Source organism: Campylobacter concisus, assembly GCF_015230035.1.
In the GTDB taxonomy this organism is placed as follows: Bacteria; Campylobacterota; Campylobacteria; order Campylobacterales; family Campylobacteraceae; genus Campylobacter_A; species Campylobacter_A concisus_BK.
The window spans coordinates 104147-124505 of record NZ_JAAKZD010000001.1; the positions used below are offsets into that span (position 1 = coordinate 104147).

The following is a 20359-nucleotide window of genomic DNA, read 5'->3' on the forward strand; positions in this document are numbered from 1 at the left end:
CATGGCTAAATTGCCACGCTCTTTTTTTAAATTTCTTCAAAAAAGTAAGCTTCACTTAGTTTAAAAGCAAGCTCTTTTAGCTCATCTTCGCTTAAATTTACGCCCTTTGCGATCTCTTTAAGGCTAGCCTTGCCGTCAAATTTCAATACAGCCTTGATCTCTTCAACGCTTAAACTAAGCTTGCCATTTAGCTCATTTGCCAAAGATATGACTGGCGAGCTAGCCTCCAGAAAATACCCAAGATAGGCCGCAGCTCTAGGTTTTAGCCTAGTTTTTTTAGGCTCGTATGTGAGCGCAGCAAGCTTTGAGGATGAAATTTTGGTGTTTTGATCGTTTAAAATTTCAAGTAGTCCCATAAATGCTTTGCTCTCGCTCTCTCCAAGTGCAGCCTTTACTTCGCTTAAATTTAGACTTTGAGGATAGGCTTTGCTTAAAATTTCTTGCGTTTTTGTCCTTGGCTGCTCACTAAAATATGCAAAATAAACCCTATCAAGCTCGCTCTCTCCAAGCACCGCGTCAAAGTCCTCAGCGCCTTCAAGCCTTTCTTTGTGCGCGATGAGGCTCTTTCTAAAAGATCTATTAAACAAAAAGTCGTTTAGCTGCTCTTTTTTGATGCGGGTGTTGTAACTTTGCTCGATGTGCGCATCAAAGCGGTAGATCCCGGTTGAGCTTGCAAAAATGTCATTTAGTGAGGCGTCTATGACGTAGCAAAGTCCGTGTTTATCGATGTGCTTGGCAAATTTATGAAAGTAAGTTGGCTCGTTACTAGCCTCCAAAAAGTCGTGCAAAATGTAATAATCACTACCCTTTGCGATGATGCCTTGTAAGAAATTTAGCTGCGTCAAAAGTAGCTTCATGCTGTCTTTATAGACGACGTCACTTTGGTTTTGCAGGCTAAATTTCAAATAATCCTGCAAAAAATTTAGCTCCTCTTTGACGTTAGGTAGCGACTCTTTATCGCCTCTATTTGCGCTGGCAAAGAGCATAAAGTCCCTTAAGATATCAAGGCTTTTCCAGCCTGGATAGGTATTATAAGAGACGTAGGCGATGCCATCTTTGCTAAGTAGCGCCTTTATCGTTGCAAGTAGCGCGTCTCTTACGTTTGGGCTCACCCAGCTATAAACGCCGTGAGCGATGATGTAGTCAAACTCGCCAAGCTCCTTGATATCGTGCTCATTCATGTGCAAAAAGTCACGCTCAAGAAGGGTGAAATTTTCTAAATTCATCTTCTTTGCTATCTTGTTGCCCTCTTCTACTTGGTGGCTTGAGATGTCGATACCAACGACCTTTGCCTCTTTGTGAGAAGCTGCAAATGGCAAGATATTGCCGCCATACGATGAGCCAAGCTCAAGCACTCTGGCATCTTTTAAATTTGCCACCTTTAGACCTAGAAATTTAGCAACCGCCTCTATCCTAACGGGCGAGCAGTCGCTAAATGCAGCGGAGAAATAGGGAATTTCGTCGTAAGCTTTTTTTGCCTTGTTCATCAGCCGTGCTTTCTGGCAAATTCTCTCATGAACTCGCCAAGTTTCTCAACGTCGCTTTGGCTAACGGCGTTGTAGATAGAGGCTCTTATGCCGCCAAGATGTCTGTGACCTTTTAGCCCTAGCATGCCCTCTTTTAGCGCTTCTTCGACAAAAACTGGCTCAAGCGCATGATCTTTTGGTATCGTAAAGCTCACGTTCATATCTGACCTGCTTGATTTTTTGGCGTGACCCACGTAAAAGCCATTTGAGCTGTCTATGATGCTATAAAGCGTGCTTGCTTTTTTGGCATTTATCTTCTCAACCTCGGCAAGTCCGCCAAGATCTAGCAGGTGCTGCATGGTTAAATTTAAAAGATAAATTCCAAAAGTTGGCGGTGTGTTGTAAAGTGAGTTTGCCTCTACGTGCGTTTTGTAGCGCAAAAACATAGGGACGTTTTGGCTGCTCACGCGATCAACTAGGTCTTTTCTTAAAATGACGATAGTCACGCCGCTTGGGCCTGCATTTTTCTGAGCGCCACCATAAAGCAAGCCGATACTGCTAAAATCAAGCGGTCTAGCGAAAAAATCGCTCGAAGCATCGACAACAAGGGGCGATTTGGTCTTTGGCATAGCCTTATACTGCGTGCCGTAAATCGTATTATTTGAGCAGATATAGGCATAGTCGGCATCGTCGCTAAATTTAAACTCAGGGATGTAAGAGAAATTTTCATCCTCGCTGCTTGCTACGACATCTACATTTACGCCAAGCACTTTTGCCTCTTTGATCGCTTTGTTTGTCCAAACGCCAGTGTTTGCGTACTCGGCCCTGCCACCTTGATATAAATTCATCGGTATCATGCTAAATTGCAAGTGTGCGCCGCCTTGCAAAAATAAAATTTCATACTCATCGCCGATGCCGTAAAGCTTTCTTATCTTCTCCATCGCGCCAAAGTGGATCTCCTCAAAGGTCTTGCTTCTGTGGCTGATCTCCATGATAGAGTAGCCCTCGCCTCTGTAGTCGGTAAATTCAGCCTTTGCGTGCTCTAAAACATCTAATGGTATCGCGCTTGGGCCTGCGCTAAAGTTGATTTTTCTACTCATTTTTACTCCTTGATAATTGCTTTTTTATGTGTATTTTGCGAGACAAGCTCGATCTCATCGTTCAAATTTAAATCCCTAAGATCAACCCTCTTGCCATCTTTTCTAACCTCGATAAGCCCCTTAGTGCTCTCAAAAAAGAGCTCCCTCATCTCATAAGCCTTCTCTAGCGAGCCAAGAGCTGAGCCAAGAAGCAAGATCTTTCTTTGCACGGCGTTTGTTAGGGCGTTTTGCTTGTTTGCTACCTCGCTAAATTTTAGCTCGATTCTAGCTTTTAGAGCATTTGATGAAAATTTAGAAAGTAGTAAATTTAATAAATTTTGCTTCTTTGTGATCTTTAAATTTAATGCGCTATCAAGATCATCGCTGAGCCTGTCAAGATACTGAAAAAACGCCTCTTCATCAGGCAAAAGATCAAGCATGGCTGCACTTGGCGTAAGCGATCTGCGGTCTGCCACAAAGTCACTTATAACATAGTCGATCTCATGTCCGATAGCGCTTATGACTGGCGTTTTTGTAGCGTAAATTTCACGTGCCAAGCCCTCGTCGTTAAAGCACCAAAGATCCTCTTTGCTGCCGCCTCCACGAGCTAAAACGATCACATCGACGCCGTATTTATCGGCTCTGCGCAAGGCTTTTATAAGCGAGCTTGGAGCACTTTCGCCCTGAGTTAGCGCGTCAAATATATAAATTTCACTTAGCCTCCAGCGGCTTCTTACCACCTTTAGCATGTCCTGAAGTGCAGCTGAAGTGGTGCTTGTGACAAGGGCTATTTTCTTAGGTAAATTTGGTATCTCTTTTTTTGCACCGATGTCAAAAAGCCCCTCGTTTTCGAGCTTTTCTTTAAGCTGCCTAAACGCAAGCTCAAGCTCGCCCTCGCCATCAGGCAGCATCGCGCTAGCCACTAGCTGATACGACCCACTTGGCGAATAAATGGTCACTTTGCCATAAATTTTAACCTTTAGTCCCTCTTTTGGCAAGAATTTCACCTTTTGGTTATTCATGCGGTACATCACAGCTGAGATACTTGACTTTTCGTCCTTTAGCGTGAAGTACCAGTGCCCAGAGGCGTGCTTAGTAAGGCGTGAAATTTCGCCACTTACCTCGACGTAGTCAAGTGTCGCTTCAAGCAGTGCCTTTGCTTTTTCGTTTAGCTCAGATACGCTAAGCATTGATCTCTTTGACCTTTTTAGCGATAAATAGCGTCGAAATGTCCATGCTAAAGCCCTTGCAAAGCTCTATCTCAAAGCCAGCCTCTATAAGCTCGTCGCAAAAGCTCTTTGCATCCAAGAAATTTTCGATCGAGCTTGGTAGATACTCGTATGCCTCTTTGTTTTTCGAGATAAAGCCCCCAATACTTGGCAAAATTTTACTTAGGTAAAAATCTCTTAGCGCAGTTATAAAGCCCTTTTTTTGGCGTTTGGTAAATTCTAGCACGACGACGTATCCGCCATCAGCCAAGACCCTGTTAAACTCCCTAAGCGCAGCCTTTCGCTCGACCACATTTCTTATGCCGTAGCTTATGCTTAAAATTTGAGCCTCACCGCTTGCAAGCGTTGTATTATCAGCGTAGGCCTCTATAAATTTAAAATTTGGAAATTTCGCCCTCGCCTCTTTTAGCATGCCGCTTGATGGGTCGATGCCAGTTAGGCTTTTCACCTCTACGCCAAATTCTTTTGAAATTTCACTCCAAAGCCCCATCATATCGCCAGTGCCACAAGCCACATCCACGATATTTATGCTTTTATTTTTAAAAATTTCTAGCATATATCTGCAGGCAAATTTCCTCCAGCTCACATCCACGCCAAGGCTTAACACCCTGTTTGCCACGTCGTAAGTCGGAGCGATCTGGTTAAACATATCAACTATTTTTTCTTGTTTTTGCATAAATTTTAGACCTTTATATGTAGTAAATTTTTAAATTTCGCGAGATCTTGCGAGTTGCTTTTATAAATTTAAGCCGTTTTTTTAGTATCTCTTCTCTGGTTTTGTAAATTTGTTTGTAGATTTTACTCTCTAGCTTTTCTTTACCAGCAGCCACTGGCAAGCGCTCTAAGATGCCCAGCCAGACGTCATAGTCTTGAAGCGCACCAAAGATCTCTTGCATATCTTTTAGCCGCTCTTCATACTTTTTAAGCCCGTCAAAATAAAAAATCTCACTCAAAAACTCGTAAGTGTATCTCACCTTTTTAAGCTCGATCCTGATCTTGTGAAAGCTCTCATTAGGGCAGTCTTGATCTAGGCTTTTTAGCCTTTTTTGAGCCAAAACTAGAAGCGTTCTTAGCTTAAACGAGCCAAGGCGCGAAAGACTAACGTCAAAGAGCTTTGATCTATAAAACTCGCCCTCGTTTAAAAATATCTCCCACTCTTTTAAAAATGCGTAGTTTTCCTCATCGCCTAGGTAGCTTTTAACGTTTTCATACTCTAAATTTAGAGCCTTTTGCACAAAGTAAATAAGCTCATTTGCATGCTTTTGCTCGCTTAAAAAACTTAAAAATATGTCTAGGTCTCGCTTTTTATTGGTTGAGTTTGCCAAAATTTTAAAATTCTCTCCAAAAAAGAGCGTCACTTTTTCATCAAAAACGCCGTTAAAAATTTTAAGTAGCGACCTAACTTTTCTTAAATTTACTCGCAGACTATGTAAAATTTCTTCATCGTGATCTTGCAGATAGTCGCTCTTTAGCCTCTTTATCTCTTTAAAGATGCTTAAAAACAAAGCTCTAAGAGCCTCGCCACTTTTTAAATTTGCAGCAAAATTTGGCGAAATTTCTTTGTTTTTAAAGACATTGTAGGCCCTTTTGTAGTCGATTTGTTCATTTTCATTTGCGTGAATGGCAAGAAATTTGTTTTTATATCTTTTATCGCAGGTGACATCGGCCTTACAAAACTGCTCCAAAAATGGTGGCAGTTTAAAATAGACAGCCTCGTTTTCATCAGCAAATTCGATCTCAAATGTGCAAAGTCCATTTAAGCCGTCTTTAAAAACGTCGATGTTGCAAGGGTTATTATTTAGCCGAAAAATGTATCTATCTTTTGTGATTACGCGTCCGATGCGGTTTTTTAAAGCCTTTTTAAACTCCGCCTTTTCGCAAAATTCCTCATTTTCTTCTCTTATAAGATCTTTGCCGACCTTGATCGTTTTTATAAATTTACCCTCTTCACTTCTGAAGCGGATCTCTTCATTTTGCGTGATCTTAGTATAAAACTGAGAAATTTCAAGGTGCTTAAAAACTACCCCAGCCTCTTTTAGAAAATCTAGAATTTGAGAATTTTTGAGTAAAAATTTACGCTCTATCTCCAAACCCACATTTTTCTCCGAAATTTTTTGTTTATTTTAGCGAGTTAGTGCTTAAAATAATGAGAAAAAAGCTAATTTCAGGCTTGTTTGAAGTGTTTTATGAAGAAAAATAAAAATTTATGTTGCATAATGCAACATAAATTTTGCCTTATCGGCAGTGTTTACAGCTTTTTACGCTAGCAACGATATTTAGGCGCTCGATGATGTTACCGATCTTTTTTTCAAGTGCTTCTTGGTATTTGCCAAGCTCTGAGTCATCATAGCTCATATCCTCGACGCTACCGCAGTTTTCGCAAACCACGTGGATGTGCGGATGCTCGTAAATGTCGTATCTCGCCTTTTGATTGACGATATTTACTTCAACCACTAGACCCTCGTCTTTTAGAGTGTTTAGGTTTTTATAGACAGTTGCGAGCGAAACTGATGGATTTTCTTTCAAAATTTCATCATAAAGCTCATCGATCGTTGGATGTGTGTGACGATCAAGAATTCTCAAAACGCTAAGACGCTGCGGCGTTACTTTAAGCCCAGACTGTTTTAGCAACGATACATATTGCATAATTTTCCCCTATACAAATTTTTGCTTTATGCTAGCAAAAGTAATATTAAACGTTTCTTTATTAAATAATATTAATTATTCTCTAGTAATTTTTGGGTAATTTGCTCAGCGCTTATGCCAAGACTCTTTTCAACCTCAGCTGTCGAGCCATGCTGGATAAATTTATCGTCATATTCAAAGCTAACAACGCTTACATTTGATATGCCATTTTCTTGTAAAAAGGCACTTACGATCTCGCCAACACCGCCTTTTTTAGCGCTATCACTAAAGATATACCACTTTTTAGTGCGTTTTGCTAGCTCACATAAAAGCTCTCTATCAAGCGGCTTTACAAAGACTAGATCAACTAAGATCACCTCAAGCTTGCCAGCTAGTAAATTTCTAACCAAATTTGCCTTGCCAACGCCGTTACCATAGCCTAAAAATGCGTTCTCACTCTCTGCATCAGCTAAAATTTCACCCTTGCCAAACTCTAGCGGTTTAGCTTTAAACTCATCCCTTAAAATAAACGCCCCACGCGGATATCTAAACGCGCTAACACCCTTGTAAGAGTAGGCAAATTCCATAACATTTTTCATGCTCTCTTCGCACCTTGGAGCAAAAAGAACCATGTTTGGCACAGCGTTTAAGAAGCTAATGTCAAAAGCGCCCTGATGCGTTTCGCCGTCCTCGCCAACGATGCCTGCTCTATCCATAGCAAATGTGATGTTTAAATTTAAGATAGAAGCGTCGTGGATGACCTGATCGTATGCCCTTTGCATAAAGGTCGAGTATATCGCGACAAATGGCTTAAAGCCCTCTTTTGCCATGGCTGACATCGATGTAACTGCGTGCTGCTCGGCTATCGCCACGTCCCAAAAGCGGTCTGGAAACTCATGTATGAGCGCGTCCATGCCAGTGCCTGTTGGCATCGCAGCCGTTACACCAACGATGTCGCTGTGCTCTCTCGCCATCTTTAAAAGCTGCTCGCTAAAGATCGCCGTGGCTGACTTGTTTGACTGTCTTTTTATAAATTCGCCACTTTTTAGATCAAACGGCCCAACTCCGTGCCAATTTTCATAATAACCCTCGGCAAATTCATACCCTTTACCCTTTAGCGTCTGCACGTGCACGATAACTGGTTTTTTCATGTTTTTGGCGGTTTCAAATGTGCTAAGAAGTGCTGAAAGGTCGTGGCCATCGACTGGACCTATGTACTCAAGCCCAAGCTCTTCAAAAAACATGCCAGGAGTGATGAGCCTGATGCCCTCCTCCATGCGTCTAGCCATGTAAGCTGCAGAGTCTGGCATATAGCTTAAAAAGCGCTCAACCCTGCCTTTAAATTTTTGATAAAACTGCCCTGCCATCATCTGGCTTAGATACTTGCTAAGTGCGCCTATTGGCTTACTTATGCTCATCTCGTTGTCGTTTAGGATGATGACGCAAGGATATTTTCTATCCCCCAGCTCATTTAGCGCCTCATACGCCATGCCGCCACTTAGCGAGCCATCGCCTATGACAGCTACTGGCAAGCGCTCTTCATTTTTTAGTTTGATCGCCTTTGCAGCGCCAACTGCAAGCGAAATGGACGTTGAGCTATGGCCTGCTACAAAGTAGTCAAATTTACTCTCGCTTGGCTTTGTGTAGCCGCTGATGCCATTAAATTTTCTAAGCGTATCAAATTTGTCCCAGCGCCCAGTTAGTAGCTTGTGCGCATAGCTTTGGTGGCTCACGTCAAAGATAAACGGATCTTTTGTAACGTCAAAAATTTTGTGCATCGCAACAATGATCTCGACTGCACCGATGTTTGAGCTAAGGTGACCACCATTTTTGCTAACGGTGGATAGAATTTTATCTCTGATGTCGTGGCAAAGTGCGTTTAGCTCATCGACATTTAGGCTTTTAACGTCTTTATTCATTATTTACCAGCATTTTTAGCTTCTCAAGCCTTGTTTGCATCGTCGCATCGATGTTTCCGCCCTCGCTTATTATCACCACGCCACCTTTGCTTATGGCATCATCAGCGCTTACTTTAACGCGTTCGTTTTTACTAAATTGCTCTTTTAGATAGTCGCTATCTTCAGGATTTACGCGAATTTCTATGTTTTTTACGTCGCTTAGCTCTTTTATAAGCGAATTTGCTAGGTGATGAGCGATCTGGCTAGATGCGCTTGATACCTCTTTTTCTATCACCTCTTTGGCGATCTTTATCGCAGTTTGTCCAAGCTCTTCCTCGCTCTTTTTCAAAAACTCATCAAATTTAACGTATTGCTCGTCAAGCTTTGCGGCTGAAGCGCTAAATTTAGCCTCAAGCTCTTTTATCTTTGCCTCATTTGCAGCGTTTGTTTGAGCTATGCCCTCATTTTTGCCATCCTCTTTTGCACGGATGGTCTCAGCTTCAAGACGCTTTGCAAATTCACTCTCTTGATTTTCTATTTGCATTTGAAGTTTGATGATGTTGCTACTTAGCTCATCTGTCTTTTTAAGCAGCTCCTCAACAAAACTCGAGTCAAATCCAGGCTGGTGAGCTTGGCTATTTTGAGGCTGAGGTGCAAAGTGATTTTGCATATTTGGTTGCACTGGGTGCGGCATCTGAGGCGTGAAATTTTCACCACCTTGCTCTAAATTTTGCTCATTTAGCTCTTCACTAAGGTTGTTCTCTTCTATCAAAACAGGTGCGCTATCTTGGGCTCTTTCATTGCTCCCAAGTACCTTAAATCTATAATTTTCTATAAAATGAGCCGGCGAGGTCTCACTTGTTATCACGCTACTTTTCATTCTATCATCTCATCTGCTTCGCCAACTTGGAAGACACCTTGATCAGCTAGACCTTGGACGACCTCAACGATGCGTCTTTGCGCCTCTTCAACATCTTTTACACGAACAGCGCCAAGGTATTGCATCTCCTCTTTAAAGGCTTCGGCCGCACGCTGAGACATATTTGATAAAAATTTATCTTTAATGCCGTCACTAGCCCCTTTAAATGCGATCATAAGATCTTTTTTATCGACATTTTTGAGAATTTCTCTAATCGCAGTTGCGTTAAGATTGATAATATCTTCAAATGTAAACATAAGCTCTTTGATCGTTGTAGCAAGCTTATCGTCACTTTGTTCGATGCGCTCGATCGTGCTTTTGCTAGCTTTTTGACCAAGTCTGTTAAGTACTTCTGCCACAGCTCTTGGACCACCGACCTCGACCTTGTAAGATGTGAGGCTCTCAAGTTTGCCCTCAAGTACGGTTGAGACACGCTTGATCACTGATGGGCTGATCTCACCAAGGTTTGCCATCCTGATCACGACCTCGCTTCTTAGCTCATCTGAGAAGAAGCTTAGCGTTTCGGCAGCACTTGTTGAGTCCATGTGAGCAAGGATCAGCGCAATGGTTTGAGGGTGCTCTTTTACGATGAAGTCTGCAAGCTGCTGTGGCTTTATCTTATCAAGATAGCCAAAGCTTTTTGAGTTTTCCATGCTTTTTGCAAGCTTGTCTAAAATTTTCTGCGCAGCCTCTGGACCAAATGTGCGGTATAAAATTTCTTTTGCATACTCTAAGCCGCCACTTCTCATGTATTGATTTGACTGCATGAGAGCGTAAAATTCTTCCAAAATAGCGCCTGCTACTTGCTTGTCTATATTTTTTGAAGTCGCTATGTAGCCTGAAATTTCAGTGATGATATCAACATCCATATGAGAAAACATAAGAGCTGTCGCCTCTTCGCCAAGCTGGATCAGTAAAATAGCGATCTTTTCTGGCATCGAAAGATCGTCATATATTATCTTTTGCTTATCGGTTAGTTTTATAGACATCAAATTTCCTTACGCATGTTAAAGTCACTATCGTTTTTAATCATATCTTGGAGTAAATTTGAAATTTCCTCGCTTCGTTCAGTGACTATCGTCTTCATCTTTTCAAGAAGGACGTCGTATTTTAGCTCGTCTTCGTTAAATTCACCGCTAAGACCAAGCTGTTCCTCGACTTTCTTACGAGCAGCTTTAAATTTCTCAAGCGTATCTTCAGCATCCATCTCGATATCTTCAAGATCGTCCTGGGCTTGTTCCTCTTCTTCTTTAGTCTCTTCAAGCATCTTTTGCATAAATGGCACAATGACTTTTTTGTAGAAGATGTAGAGTAGCAGTGCTGCAAAGATGTATTTTAGTAGCGGCAAGAAAGGCATCACGTAGTTGTTCATAAAGCCATCCATCTTCTCGCCAGTGCTGACATCTTTGCCAGTTTTAAACTCAAAGTTATCTAAGCTTACCTCATCGCCTCTATTTTGGTTGTAGCCGATTGATTGCTTGATTAAATTTGTGATTGATTCTCTTTGCTCTTTGGTAAGCGGGGCAAATTCAAGCTCACCAGTTGGCTTGCCGTCTTTGTCCTTTTTGCTTTGATAAAGTCCGTCTATAACGACAGCTGCACTCACTCTGTTTATGCTAGCAAACTGCCCTTTGACATTTGTCACTTTCTTTGAAATTTCGTAGTTTGTCTGCTGCGAGCTTTTGTTGTACTGCTCTTTTAAAGTGCTATCATCAAGACCTTGAACAGGGCCTATATTACTAACTGCACCAGGCACACCGCCTACTTCATTTGGAGCTGAGCCTTGGCGCTTTTCTTCGATGTTGCTCTCGCTTCTTACGACGTTATTTGGGTCATAAACCTCGCTTTTTGTATCTTTTTTATCAAAGTCAAAGTCGATATTTACCTTTGCTACGACCTTGTCCGCACCGCCCACGATAGGAGCTAGGACATTTGCGATCTTTTGCTCGTAATTATTTTCAAACTCGCGCTTATAGCGGATCTGCTGAGCTATGGCATCACTATCAAACTCACCGTCCTCATCGCCAAGTGCGACGCCGTCTTGATTGACGATCTTTACGTTTTCGGTGCTTAAATTTGTAACAGAGGCCGCCACAAGGTTTTTAATGCCAAAAATTTGCTTCGCGTTTAGACTAACGCCTGGCTTTAGCTCAACCACGATCGAGGCAGTTGGCAGTGCTTGTCTTTCAGTAAAGACGCTCTCTTTTGGTATGGCTATTCTTACAGTTGCTTTTTGGATAGATGAGAGGCTCTCGATCGTTCTAGCTAGCTCGCCCTCAAGCGCTCTTTGAAATTTAACTCTCTGCTCGGCATCCGTTGCGCCAAATTCTTGCTTGTCAAAAATTTCAAAACCGATCTTGCTCTCTTTTGGTATGCCAAGCGTTGCAACAGCGATACGCTCTTTATATACATCGCTTGTTGGCACCAGTATTGTGCCTTCATTTGCTAGTTTATACTTGATACCATCTTTGTTTAGCTGATCGACTATTAAGGCTGAGTCGCTTGGGCTGATGTTTTCAAAAAGGACGCTATATCCTGCAAAGCTATCACTTTTGCTTTTGTAAAGCGTTAAAAATACCAAAAAAGCCACAACCAAAACGATCGAGCTGCCTGCGACGATCTTTTGTTTTAGTGAAAGCTTTTGATAAATTTGACTTATTTGATGAAGTAATGCCTTAAAATCCATATCCCTACTTTAAAATTTGCTTTAACTCTTCAAAAACTCTATCGTTTTGCCACGCTTGGCCGATGGTTATTCTCACCGCATTTAAGGCGTAGCTTTTTAAATCTCGTAAAATTATACCTTTTTTTAGCATCTTTTCGCATATCTGGCTTGATTTTGGCTCATTAAATTTAAATGTGATGAAATTTGTGTAGCTTGGGATAAACTCTATGCCGTTTTGCTCTGCAAACTCCTCATATCTTTTCATCTGCTCGAAGTTGTTTTGCATAGTTTTTTGCACAAATTCATCATCTCCAAGCGCTACTATCGCTGCTCTTAGGCTTGGAGTTGTGATGTTAAATGGAGCTCTTAGCTTTGAAAGAGCACCTATGATCTCTTCATTTGCCACGCCGTATCCCACGCGCATGCCACCAAGTGCGTAGGCCTTTGAGAAAGTGCCAAGATAGATGGCATTTTTAAATTTCACCACCTCACTTGGCTTTATCTCTTTTTTGCTATCTTTAAATTTAGCAAATTCGTTGTAAGCGCAGTCAAGCACCACAAGCGTGTTTTCATCAACTTTTTCTATAAATTTAAAAATTTCTTCAGCGTCCAAGCACTCGCCCAAAGGGTTGTTTGGCATACATAGAAAAATAACTGAAATTTCATCTTTTTTCGCGTTATAAATTTCTAAAAACTCGCTCAAATTATGCTCCATGCTCTTTGTGCGATAAATTTTAGCTCCTGTTTGCTTTGCGTAAATTTCATACATCGCAAATGTCACGCCAGCCATCAAAACGCCACTTTGCTTGTTTGCCTTTGCGTGAAGTGCAAACTCTATGATCTGGTCGCTTCCAGAGCCGATGATTATATTTTTGCTAGTTACGCCAAATTTCTTAGCCAGCCCCTCTTTTAGCTCAAAGTAGCTATCGTCTGGATAGAGATGTGCGTTTTTGGCGACCTCTTTTAGCGCCTCTTCTACGCGTTTGCTCGTGCCAAAAGGGTTTTCATTGCTCGCTAGCTTTATCACATCTTTTGCATCGATGCCAAACTCTCTAACTACAAGCTCGATCGGCTTTCCAGCCTCATAATTTACTAGATCATCTAAAAAGTCATTAAATTTCATTACTCATCTCCGTTTAAATAGCTTCCAAGCCAAGTTATCTCAGCGCCACTCTCTTTTGCGAGTTCAAAGGCATTTTGCACCTTCTCATCGTCGATATGCCCTTCAAAGTCAAGGTAAAAAATTGACTTAAATTCGCGTTGCTTTATAGGACGTGACTCAAGTTTTGTGATATTGATATTTTCATTTTTAAAGATAGAAAGCAGATCAGCAAGGCGTCCTGGACTGTGATCAGTCTTTGCTAGGATCGAAGTTTTCGAGTTTTCAACCTTGGCATTTTTAAAATCACTTAAGATCAAAAATCTCGTTCTGTTTGCCATATTATCTTCGATCGTTTCATAGACGATTGGCACGTTGTAAATTTTAGCTGCGATTTTTGAGCAAATGGCGGCTGATTCTCTATCCATAGATGCCATATATGCGGCTGCTGCGGTTGATTTAGCTGGGACAAATTCGACCTCATTTAGCAAGTGATCTTCTAAAAATTTACGGCACTGGTTGTAGCCTTGCGGATGCGAGTAAATTCGCTTTATCTCTTTTAAATTTTCATTTATGCTAACAAAGCTGTGGTGGATATCTACGTAGAGCTCTGCCACTATCTTTATATCATCAAATTTACTCAAGCAATCAAGCGTAGCTCCAACAGCACCTTCAGTGTTGTTTTCGATAGGCACGACGCCGTATTTTGCCTCTTTTTGAGCTAGCTTTGTAAAAACTGCCTCGATCGTAGCAAGTGGTAAATATGCGCTCATCGCGCCAAATCTACTTTGCGCCGCTTGATGCGTATAAGTGCCCTCAGGCCCTAGATAGACGATCTTTTGAGGCATCTCTAAATTTCTACTAACAGCAAAAATTTCAAGATAAATGGCCTCGATCGCAGCCTTGTTTAAAGCTTTATCTTTGCTAAGGCTTGTTAGGCGGCTTATAATGGCTCGCTCGCGCTCAGGACGATATATAGGCGTCCCAGTTGTTTGCTTTAGCTTGCCGATCTGCTCGACAAGCTTCATTCTTTCATTTAGTTTATTTAAGATGAGATCATCGATACTATCGATCTCTTTTCTAAGCTCATTTAGCTCTTGCATCAGCGCTCTCCAAAAACTCAATCTCAGGTGCCACGACGTCCTCAAAGCTCTCTCGTCTTCTTATCAGCCTATCTTTGCCATCAAGCACGCAAACTTCAGCGGCTCTGTTTCTTGTGTTGTAGTTTGAACTCATGCTAAATCCATAAGCCCCAGCCCCTTTAACCACGATGACGTCGCCACTCTTGCACTCTGGTAGATTGATATCTTTTGCTAAAAAGTCGCCGCTTTCACAAACTGGACCGACCACATCGCAAGTGCCTAAATTTTCATCCTTACCATCGACAAAAATTTTGTGATGCGCGCCATAAAGGCTTGGTCTTATGAGATCATTCATCGCGCCATCAGTGATGACAAATCTCTTTTTGCCGTTAAATTTCTCATATAAAACGCTTGCGACAAAGTAGCCAGCATTGCCCACGATGAAGCGTCCTGGCTCGCAAACGACGGTCACATCTTGACCTTTTAGTGCGCCTAAAATTCCTTGTGCGTAGTCGTATAAATTTATCTCTTTTTCATCGTTATAGATGATGCCAAGTCCGCCGCCAACGTCAAAGAATTTGATATCGACCTCAAGCGCTCTTAGCTCTCTTAAAAGCTCGCTTACGATCTTTGCAGCGTCTATTATCGGGCTTAGTGAAGTTAGTTGCGAGCCGATGTGAAAGTGTATGCCAGTTGGTTCAAGAAACTCTGATGCTTTAGCGTGGATATACATCTTTTTAGCCGTCTGCGCATCGACGCCAAATTTGTTTTCATTTAGCCCTGTCGAGATATATGGGTGAGTTTTTGCATCAACTCCTGGATTTACCCTGATGCTAATCCTTGCCTTTAAATTTAGCCCTTTTGCTATCTCTTCAAGCCTTAAAAGTTCGGCAAAACTCTCAACATTTATCAGCAAAATTTCATTTTCTAAAGCCTCTTTTATCTCTTCATCGCTCTTGCCAACGCCGCTAAAGATGATCTGATATCTCTTAGCTCCTGCAAGAAGCGCTCTTTTGACCTCGCCGATGCTCACGCAGTCAAATCCAGCTCCAAGATCAGCCAGAAATTTTAAAACGCTTAAATTTGAGTTTGCTTTTACAGCGTAGCAAACTAGAGATTTTCTAGCGTAAAATGCGTTTTTTAGCGCCTCATAGCGCTCTTTAATGTAGTTAAAATCATAAACGTAAAGTGGGGTTTTGTATTTGCTTGCAAGCTCTTTAAAATCCATAAAATAGCCTTTTTTAAAATGGCTTGATTTTACAAAAAAGTTGCCAAAATTTGGCTTAACGATGCGATTTTATGAGATAAATGGCGTATGCAAAAAGCAAAATAACAGGAAGCACCATGCCGATCTCTGGCAAGATGACTGAGGTTTGAGCAAATTTGGTTAAGATAAAGAGAAGTCCCCAAACTACGAGTGTTATCACAACAAAGATAAATGTTGAGAGTGCGAGGTTAAAAAACCTGCCAGTCACTGGCAAATGATAGTAGAAAATAAGCAATAAAAATGGCGCAAAAAATGGCGTGATGGCAAGGTTATAAAATGCCGTCCTTGCGCTATCAAGCCCTATGCCTTCGTTTTTAAATGTCTTTATAAAATTTATCGCATCAGGTATGTTAAATTTTGAGTTTTCAACGCTTGCAGCACTCTCGATGCTCTTTGGCTTAAAGCCTCTTAGCGCATCTAAATTTTCACTTTTTGCCTTACTAAAGCCACTTTCGCCAAGCTCTAAGCTTTGAGGCAAAAAGGTCTGATTTACATCTTCTAAAACCCACTCATTGTCTTTAAATTTAGCGTGGTCGGCAAAAGTTGTCGAGAGCAAGTCAGTGCCATTAATGTCAAAAATTCTCACGTCATTTGCCCTTTGTTTGGCCGAACTTAGCTCTTTTATATAGATAAATTTGCCTTCAAATTTCAAAAATGAGTCGTTTGTACTTTTTGAAAAAGCGGTGTTTTTAGCGATACTTTTTTGATAGTCATGCGCATAAGCAAATGGCGTAAAATTTAGCCCGACATAAAAAATAGTCACAAAAAAAGCGATAAGAAATGGCGGCAAAATGAGCTTGTTTTTGCTGATGCCAAGAGCATAAAAGCTGATTAGTTCGTTTGAGCGAACCATATTTACATGCAAAATTATTAGCGCAAAGATGAGCGAAAGTGGCAAGACATAGCTGATCGCACTTAGCGCAGTGAGGCCAACGTAGAGTAACTGCAGGTTTGCAGATGGCGGCAGATCTTTTAAATTTGTAAGCAGATCAATGCCAACATAAAATAGCTCAAGCGCTAAAAATACGATAAGAAAAGATTTTATATAGACCCAGTCAACATATCTGGCATATAGTTTCATTTGATAAGGCCTTTTTTTACCGTAAATTTTTGTGAAATTTCGTTGATGTCGCTCTTTAGCAGCTCACAAACCGCATTTTTTGTATAGGCTAAAATTTCATCTAAAGCCCTTTTTTCTTCATCGCCAAACTCTCCAAGGACGAAATTTTTAGCATCGCCCTCATGCCCTATGCCAACGCGCACCCTTTCGTAGTCGTTGCCTATTAGATTATCGATCGATTTTATGCCGTTATGTCCGCCGCTACTGCCGCCTTTTTTAAATTTAACCGCGCCAAAACTAAGATCAAGATCGTCGTGGATGACGATGATCCTATCTGGCTTATAAAAGTCTTTTACTGCCTTAACACTTTGACCTGAGAGGTTCATAAAAGTTGTTGGTTTTAGCAAGATAATGTCGTTAAATTTAAAAACTTCGCCTTGAAATTTAGCTGAGCTAACATCTTTGAAATTTGAGTCTTTTAGGAGGTCTATAAGCATAAAGCCTATGTTGTGTCTAGTATTTTCGTATTTGGGGCCAGGATTGCCCAGCCCCGCTATTAGTGTCACAAAAGCCCTTTTTATTTAGCTTTAATAACTCCAAGTACCGCAACACGGTCAGCGTCAATGATAGTAACGCCTTTAGGAGCTGTGATATCACGAACCAAAATCGTATCATCAATGTCAAGCTTGCTTACATCAACGTCAAATGAATTTGGTAAATTTTCAGCCGTGCATTTTACGCAAAGACGTCTTTTTGACTGGATCAAAACGCCCTTATTTTTAAGACCAATAGGTGTTCCAACTGGCTTAACCGGGATCATATATTTTGATAAAACGCCTGGAAGTGCTACTTTTAGATCCACGTGTTTAAGATCGCTTGTAACAACATCTCTTTGGTAATCAACAATAACGACATTATAAACTTTTCCGCCTACTTTTACATCAAAAGCAAGGCTCTCTTTTTTGCGCGCTTCTTTAATAAAGTCATTTACTTTAAAAGCAGCTGCAACATTCTCTAATCCCTTGCCATAAATGTTGGCGATTAGATAACCATCTCTTCTCAAAGCCTTCGCAGACTTCTTACCGATACTCTCTCTAACGATACCTTCTAACATCGTTTTCCTTTCGTAAAAAATAGGTGCTGATTTTATCCAAAGCTTTATAAATTTCACATAAAGCTTATTAAATTTCTTTAAGTGCGATCACTTCAGGTTGATCTTGTTTGCTTTGAGGTTTGCCAAAATTTACACCATTTTCAAAGCTAAAACCTGCCACATTTGAGCTTTTTATCTTAAGTTGCAAATCGCCCCTATTGCTAGCATTGTCAAGCGCCACTTCGGCACTAATTATCTTATTTTCATAAAGCTCAAGCAGGTGCTGGTCAAAAGTTTGCATGCCGTAAGTATTTTTTGACTCAGCTATGGCAAGATCGATCTCATCAAATTTCTCTTCAGATATGAGCTCTTTTATGCGGGTATTTTTTCTCATGATCTCGACTGCTGGGCGTCTTGTGCCAAAAAGCGTCTTAACTAGCCTTTGTGAGATGACGCAAGCAAGAACTGAAGAGAACATAAGGCTGACTTTATCTCGCTCGCCTTGTGGGAAGCTATTTACTATTCTATTTACGCTCTCTTTTGCATCAAGCGTGTGAAGTGTCGAAAGCACCAAGTGACCAGTCTCAGCAGCTCTAATGGCAGTCTCAATCGTCTCAAGATCTCTCATCTCACCAACCAAAATGATGTCAGGATCTTCTCTAAGTGAAGCCCTTAGCGCATCTGAGAAATTTAGCGCATCTGCCCCGATAGAGCGCTGGTTGATTATGCTTTTATCGTCGTTAAATACGTATTCAATCGGATCTTCGATAGTCACAATATGTGATCTTTTTGTCTGGTTTATGAAATTTATCATACTTGCAAGCGTCGTTGTCTTGCCGCTTCCAGTTGGGCCAGTCACTAGGATGATGCCACGAGTGGTCTCAGTGCAAATTTTTTCTATCACGCTTGGTAAATTTAAATCTTTTATGGTTGGAATTTTCGTTGGAGTGACACGAAAGACAGCAGAAATTCCATTTATCTGCAAAAACATATTTACACGAAAGCAGTACTCATCATTTAGTTTATAAGAAAAATCTATGTCCTTTTTATCCATAAACTCATCAAACTTAGCCCCCAAAAGCTCTTTTGCGATAGCTACCGCATCACTTGGGTCTAAATTTTCTTCGTTAAGTGGCATGATCTCACCATTAAATCTGCCATAAACAAGGCTTGCAGACTTTAGATGAAGATCGCTGCCGCCTTTATCCACTAAAGAGCACAGATATGAGTCTAGGTCTTGTTTGGTCATTAAAGTGATTTCATAATGTCATCAAATGCTGCAACAAACTGCTTTAAGCCGTCATTTAAAAGCTCTTTATAAGTAGCATTTATATCGATCTCATTATTTTTTATGATGTGAAAAAAGCTTGAAATATTCTCTTTGCTAGGGGCATTTTTTGCCTCAGCTTTTTCTTTTATAAATTCTTTTATCGTATCTATCGGAGCTGTGTTTATAGAGTTTTTATACATTAACTCTCTAACGTAATAATCCCCTCTTAAACCACCACCTTTTACGCCAGTGCTTGCAAAAAGTGTCCTTACGTTTTCTAAGCCAAAGTCCTCAATGATATGATAGATATTTGCAGCGTTCATTATGCCGATCTGTCCTGTCGGTAGGCTCTTTGCAGCCATCGTCTCATCAAGCTTTCTATCAAATCTACTAACAAAAACGCTGATCACACCTTTTGGCATCGTCGTATCCACAAAGCGGCTTGCATAAGCTTTGCTACCCTCTTTAAAGGCCTCTAGGCAGTTTTTCGCCTGATCTGGCGAGAAAATGAGCGTCGCATTTACGCTGATACCTCTTGCCATGAGCGCACTCATCGCTTCATAGCCCTCTTTTGTGGCTGGAATTTTTATCATGACATTTGGCATTGAGATAAGGTTGTGAAGTCTGATGCCCTCTTCTATCGTCGCAGCTGTTTCGCCACTTAAATTTGGATCAACCTCAATGCTAACAAAGCCATCATCGCCATTTGCGTAGTTTTTTAGCATTTTACATGCAGCGATCTTGATATCTTGGGTCGCTAAAATTTCATAAAGATCTTTTGGGTGACGCTTGTTGCTATTTTGTATGATCTGTTTGTAAGCAGGTGATGCAAAAGCTGTTTTAAAGATAGCTGGGTTGCTTGTAGCTCCGTTTATAATGCCTTTTTCTAGCAAAGAGTTGAATTCGTTTTGTAAAAAATCTCTCTCTATAAAGTCACACCAAAGAGAAAATTTAGCTTCATTGTCATACATTTTTTTACCTTATAAAATTTAAAATTTCACGCAGATCTTTGACATCCACGCAATGCGTCGCCTCTTTTTTTAAAATTTCTTTCGCACAAAAGGCAATTTTTAGATCACATTTTCTAAACATCGACACATCGTTAGCTCCGTCGCCAACGCACATGATCTCACTTTTATCTAAATTTAATAGCCCCTTTAAGCGATCTATCATCTCGCCTTTTGAGCTACCAAACATCATCTCTCCGCCGACTTCACCTGTTAAAATTCCATCTTTGTGGTGCAAGATATTTGCAAAATTTGCATCAAATTTAAGTTTTTCTTGCATCTTATCAGTTGCGATGTGAAACCCGCCACTAAAGACCACGACTTTTATACCCTTTTGCTTTAGCACAGCTATAAGGTCGCTAGCTCCTGGCATGATGGGTAAATTTTTACAAATTTCATCTGCTTTTGAAAGTGGCATTCCTTTTAAAAATTTTACTCTTGCTGTAAGACTTTCAAAAAAATCAAGTTCGCCGTTCATCGAACGCTTCGTTATGCTAGCCACCTCATTGCTGGCGTTATTAGCGGCGGCGAGGATATCAATCGTCTCGCCGTCCATTATCGTAGAGTCAAAGTCAAAAACACAAAGTTTTATCAAGCTAT

Annotated in this window: 19 protein-coding genes; all 19 read right to left on the minus strand. The window is 40.9% G+C overall.

Translation table 11 applies throughout. From position 1 onward, the window contains the following. Positions 1–26: 26 nt before the first annotated feature. The 19 genes from G6W41_RS00525 to serB all read right to left on the minus strand — a co-directional run bounded on the left by G6W41_RS00525 (position 27) and on the right by serB (position 20354). On the minus strand, positions 27–1487 hold the full coding sequence (locus G6W41_RS00525; RefSeq protein ID WP_194170269.1) for a class I SAM-dependent methyltransferase: 1461 nt from the start codon (positions 1485–1487) through the stop codon (positions 27–29). Next, entirely contained in the window at positions 1487–2566 is a 1080-nt protein-coding gene (gene serC / locus G6W41_RS00530) for a phosphoserine transaminase (RefSeq protein ID WP_103581985.1), read from the minus strand. Before serC ends, G6W41_RS00525 begins: the two co-directional genes overlap by 1 nt. 2 nt (positions 2567–2568) lie before the next feature. Beyond that, positions 2569–3735 carry an exodeoxyribonuclease VII large subunit gene (gene xseA / locus G6W41_RS00535; protein ID WP_194170270.1) on the minus strand — a complete coding sequence of 389 codons (1167 nt, stop codon included), beginning with the start codon at positions 3733–3735 and terminating at the stop codon, positions 2569–2571. Continuing rightward, a complete protein-coding gene (ubiE, locus tag G6W41_RS00540) occupies positions 3728–4450 on the minus strand; it encodes a bifunctional demethylmenaquinone methyltransferase/2-methoxy-6-polyprenyl-1,4-benzoquinol methylase UbiE (RefSeq protein ID WP_103605901.1) in 723 nt (240 codons plus the stop codon). The genes xseA and ubiE overlap by 8 nt, the downstream gene beginning before the upstream one ends. A gap of 13 nt (positions 4451–4463) precedes the next feature. Beyond that, complete coding sequence (locus tag G6W41_RS00545) at positions 4464–5870, minus strand: CHAD domain-containing protein (protein ID WP_346010869.1); 1407 nt, start codon at positions 5868–5870, stop codon at positions 4464–4466. Positions 5871–6009: 139 nt separating this feature from the next. Continuing rightward, complete coding sequence (locus G6W41_RS00550) at positions 6010–6420, minus strand: Fur family transcriptional regulator (protein WP_009294652.1); 411 nt, start codon at positions 6418–6420, stop codon at positions 6010–6012. Positions 6421–6491: 71 nt separating this feature from the next. Next, the gene (gene dxs, locus G6W41_RS00555; protein WP_194170271.1) at positions 6492–8318 is read right to left on the minus strand and encodes a 1-deoxy-D-xylulose-5-phosphate synthase; all 1827 of its coding nucleotides are present in this window, start codon (positions 8316–8318) and stop codon (positions 6492–6494) included. Continuing rightward, positions 8311–9177, minus strand: a complete 867-nt coding sequence (fliH, locus tag G6W41_RS00560) for a flagellar assembly protein FliH (RefSeq protein ID WP_194170272.1) — start codon at positions 9175–9177, stop codon at positions 8311–8313. Before fliH ends, dxs begins: the two co-directional genes overlap by 8 nt. Beyond that, on the minus strand, positions 9174–10205 hold the full coding sequence (gene fliG / locus G6W41_RS00565; RefSeq protein WP_021087878.1) for a flagellar motor switch protein FliG: 1032 nt from the start codon (positions 10203–10205) through the stop codon (positions 9174–9176). Before fliG ends, fliH begins: the two co-directional genes overlap by 4 nt. Then, a complete protein-coding gene (gene fliF / locus G6W41_RS00570; RefSeq protein WP_194170273.1) occupies positions 10205–11902 on the minus strand; it encodes a flagellar basal-body MS-ring/collar protein FliF in 1698 nt (565 codons plus the stop codon). Before fliF ends, fliG begins: the two co-directional genes overlap by 1 nt. Positions 11903–11906: 4 nt before the next feature. Then, positions 11907–13004, minus strand: coding sequence for a histidinol-phosphate transaminase (gene hisC / locus G6W41_RS00575; RefSeq protein WP_194170274.1), 1098 nt, complete (start codon positions 13002–13004; stop codon positions 11907–11909). Then, entirely contained in the window at positions 13004–14083 is a 1080-nt protein-coding gene (gene pheA, locus G6W41_RS00580) for a prephenate dehydratase (protein WP_194170275.1), read from the minus strand. The genes hisC and pheA overlap by 1 nt, the downstream gene beginning before the upstream one ends. Then, the gene (gene lysA, locus G6W41_RS00585) at positions 14067–15290 is read right to left on the minus strand and encodes a diaminopimelate decarboxylase (protein WP_103638387.1); all 1224 of its coding nucleotides are present in this window, start codon (positions 15288–15290) and stop codon (positions 14067–14069) included. Before lysA ends, pheA begins: the two co-directional genes overlap by 17 nt. 55 nt (positions 15291–15345) lie before the next feature. Further along, positions 15346–16410, minus strand: coding sequence for an LptF/LptG family permease (locus G6W41_RS00590; RefSeq protein WP_194170276.1), 1065 nt, complete (start codon positions 16408–16410; stop codon positions 15346–15348). After that, entirely contained in the window at positions 16407–16955 is a 549-nt protein-coding gene (pth, locus tag G6W41_RS00595; RefSeq protein WP_194170277.1) for an aminoacyl-tRNA hydrolase, read from the minus strand. The genes G6W41_RS00590 and pth overlap by 4 nt, the downstream gene beginning before the upstream one ends. A gap of 11 nt (positions 16956–16966) precedes the next feature. Continuing rightward, positions 16967–17503, minus strand: a complete 537-nt coding sequence (locus tag G6W41_RS00600) for a 50S ribosomal protein L25/general stress protein Ctc (protein ID WP_002939542.1) — start codon at positions 17501–17503, stop codon at positions 16967–16969. Positions 17504–17570: 67 nt separating this feature from the next. Continuing rightward, positions 17571–18731, minus strand: coding sequence for a type IV pilus twitching motility protein PilT (locus G6W41_RS00605; RefSeq protein ID WP_194170278.1), 1161 nt, complete (start codon positions 18729–18731; stop codon positions 17571–17573). After that, a complete protein-coding gene (locus G6W41_RS00610; protein ID WP_194170279.1) occupies positions 18731–19723 on the minus strand; it encodes a transaldolase in 993 nt (330 codons plus the stop codon). Before G6W41_RS00610 ends, G6W41_RS00605 begins: the two co-directional genes overlap by 1 nt. 4 nt (positions 19724–19727) lie before the next feature. Continuing rightward, positions 19728–20354: a phosphoserine phosphatase SerB gene (gene serB / locus G6W41_RS00615; RefSeq protein ID WP_194170280.1), complete on the minus strand. Its 627-nt coding sequence runs from the start codon at positions 20352–20354 to the stop codon at positions 19728–19730. Positions 20355–20359 lie beyond the last annotated feature (5 nt).

Bases quoted from the DNA above. Each gene is read 5' to 3' on its own strand.
- G6W41_RS00525 (WP_194170269.1), bottom strand. From the start codon at position 1,487: ATGAACAAGGCAAAAAAAGCTTACGACGAAATTCCCTATTTCTCCGCT.
- serC (WP_103581985.1), bottom strand. From the start codon at position 2,566: ATGAGTAGAAAAATCAACTTTAGCGCAGGCCCAAGCGCGATACCATTA.
- xseA (WP_194170270.1), bottom strand. From the start codon at position 3,735: ATGCTTAGCGTATCTGAGCTAAACGAAAAAGCAAAGGCACTGCTTGAA.
- ubiE (WP_103605901.1), bottom strand. From the start codon at position 4,450: ATGCAAAAACAAGAAAAAATAGTTGATATGTTTAACCAGATCGCTCCG.
- G6W41_RS00550 (WP_009294652.1), bottom strand. From the start codon at position 6,420: ATGCAATATGTATCGTTGCTAAAACAGTCTGGGCTTAAAGTAACGCCG.
- dxs (WP_194170271.1), bottom strand. From the start codon at position 8,318: ATGAATAAAGACGTTAAAAGCCTAAATGTCGATGAGCTAAACGCACTT.
- fliH (WP_194170272.1), bottom strand. From the start codon at position 9,177: ATGAAAAGTAGCGTGATAACAAGTGAGACCTCGCCGGCTCATTTTATA.
- fliG (WP_021087878.1), bottom strand. From the start codon at position 10,205: ATGTCTATAAAACTAACCGATAAGCAAAAGATAATATATGACGATCTT.
- fliF (WP_194170273.1), bottom strand. From the start codon at position 11,902: ATGGATTTTAAGGCATTACTTCATCAAATAAGTCAAATTTATCAAAAG.
- hisC (WP_194170274.1), bottom strand. From the start codon at position 13,004: ATGAAATTTAATGACTTTTTAGATGATCTAGTAAATTATGAGGCTGGA.
- pheA (WP_194170275.1), bottom strand. From the start codon at position 14,083: ATGCAAGAGCTAAATGAGCTTAGAAAAGAGATCGATAGTATCGATGAT.
- lysA (WP_103638387.1), bottom strand. From the start codon at position 15,290: ATGGATTTTAAAGAGCTTGCAAGCAAATACAAAACCCCACTTTACGTT.
- G6W41_RS00590 (WP_194170276.1), bottom strand. From the start codon at position 16,410: ATGAAACTATATGCCAGATATGTTGACTGGGTCTATATAAAATCTTTT.
- G6W41_RS00600 (WP_002939542.1), bottom strand. From the start codon at position 17,503: ATGTTAGAAGGTATCGTTAGAGAGAGTATCGGTAAGAAGTCTGCGAAG.
- G6W41_RS00605 (WP_194170278.1), bottom strand. From the start codon at position 18,731: ATGACCAAACAAGACCTAGACTCATATCTGTGCTCTTTAGTGGATAAA.
- G6W41_RS00610 (WP_194170279.1), bottom strand. From the start codon at position 19,723: ATGTATGACAATGAAGCTAAATTTTCTCTTTGGTGTGACTTTATAGAG.